This is a genomic window from Bartonella sp. AC130YNZD, from assembly GCF_042196865.1.
In the GTDB taxonomy this organism is placed as follows: Bacteria; Pseudomonadota; Alphaproteobacteria; order Rhizobiales; family Rhizobiaceae; genus Bartonella.
On record NZ_JBHIQZ010000093.1, the window covers coordinates 1 to 1,577 of the forward strand.

General features: G+C 34.0%; 3 protein-coding genes. 2 read left to right on the forward strand and 1 reads right to left on the reverse strand.

The window, feature by feature from the left end:
• The first annotated feature begins 115 nt into the window (after positions 1-115).
• A complete protein-coding gene (locus ACFINU_RS09765; RefSeq protein ID WP_375618898.1) occupies positions 116-421 on the forward strand; it encodes a hypothetical protein in 306 nt (101 codons plus the stop codon).
• Positions 422-512: 91 nt separating this feature from the next.
• On the forward strand, positions 513-971 hold the full coding sequence (locus tag ACFINU_RS09770; protein WP_375618897.1) for a hypothetical protein: 459 nt from the start codon (positions 513-515) through the stop codon (positions 969-971).
• 69 nt (positions 972-1,040) lie between these two features.
• On the opposite strand, the gene ACFINU_RS09775 is transcribed toward ACFINU_RS09770, so the two are convergent.
• Complete coding sequence (locus ACFINU_RS09775; RefSeq protein WP_007552402.1) at positions 1,041-1,256, reverse strand: type II toxin-antitoxin system Y4mF family antitoxin; 216 nt, start codon at positions 1,254-1,256, stop codon at positions 1,041-1,043.
• Between the last annotated feature and the right edge of the window lie 321 nt (positions 1,257-1,577).

Below are 1,577 nucleotides of genomic sequence, written 5' to 3' on the forward strand. Positions count from 1 at the left end.
GATCGTTTTTTCTGATAGAATAATTAAAATGATCAATGATAAAATAGGAAATTTGATTGATCAGATTTAATCATTAGATTAATATTTCAAGACAGATTACAGAAAGGAATTTCCTATGCAAAAGAAATTACCCAAAAGTTATATGACTGATGCTGAACGCGAGGAATTACGAGTAGGCGGTTTAGATCAAGATGGTATTTATACTGCCGAGTCAGAAGCTGCAGATCATGCCGGTGATGGCAACACAGCATGGGAATGGTTGGCAATGACTGAGCCTCCAGCACATACACTTTTGTTTCTTAGATCTGAACATGGAGCACAATTTATTCGTGATATGGGATTTTCTACAAAAAAAGCTGATGAGAAATATGGTCCAGATTGGTTAGACAAAGGTATTATGATAGGAGGCGATTATTTCTGAAGAAGACGACAAGATAGAAAAGATTTTTTTCCGTGAAAATAACTATGTAGAAAGTCGTGCTCAAACATTAGCGACTAAGAGGCTATGTAGTGTGTGGAATGAATTGTATGATCATGTTTGTGATATTGGACGTAGCAATAACTTATCATTACTTATTAGTACAGAACGCAAAATTGTAAAAAATGATTTGTTTAGATATTCCAATAGTAAATCTATGGCAGGGAGCCTCAGAACAGCTTTAGCGGAAATAGATGTTATTAAAGATCATGTAATAATTGTTTCTGATCCTAAGCAATATGACATAATCAATAGGGGACATAATCTACCAAAGCTTCGTAAAAATGGATTGCCTTATGATGCAGCTAGACGAGCAATGGCATCACATTATACACGGTTGAAAAATCTCGATAAAGGGCGTTTAACAGATATTGAAAAGTCTATCCTTGATATGCGGATGAATAATATGAAGGTAATGCGCAAGATCTACGAAAATATGCAAGCTAAAGCTATAAATCTTTATACAAATAATCAGTATCGTAGAGAAACGTGAGATCTCCACTTTTTTCTTGTTGTAATTGACCTACTAATTTTGCGTGTAAATAAACATCAAGTGTACGGGTCATAATTTTTCATTTTCAATCTGAATATCAAGACCAAGCATTGAAAGCACATGTATGGTTTTTCCAACATGACAAGACTCTTTGCCTCTTTCTAAATCACGGATAAAACGCACACCAACCCCTGATGTAGCTGCTAACTGTTCTTGTGTTAATCCTTGTTGTTTACGTGTATTTCTAACAATAAAACCCAATATTTTCATTCTGCTTTCAATCATAATCGTCCCTTTCGGGATGATTATATCATTTTATGCTTTTATTACAAGAAAATAAACCCGTACGGGACGTTTTTATCCCATATACTCCTAAAGCCTTATCCGAAGAACAAAGAATAGTGCATATTTTTCGTATACTTCATGCAGAAAAAAATTCAGTAGTTAACTGTATCTAAATTGAATCCGGCTGTATTTAATAGTTCAACAAGTTTTGGGAGAGTCTCTTTTACGTGTTCATTAAAAGGAATGTAATTAATCCCTTCATAATCTGAAGGCACTTCAACATCTCGTTTTTTTAAAATAGCAATATTTCTGCAAGAAATT

Coding starts and splice junctions, on each gene's coding strand:
- ACFINU_RS09765 (WP_375618898.1), top strand. CDS start 116: ATGCAAAAGAAATTACCCAAAAGTTATATGACTGATGCTGAACGCGAG.
- ACFINU_RS09775 (WP_007552402.1), bottom strand. CDS start 1,256: ATGATTGAAAGCAGAATGAAAATATTGGGTTTTATTGTTAGAAATACA.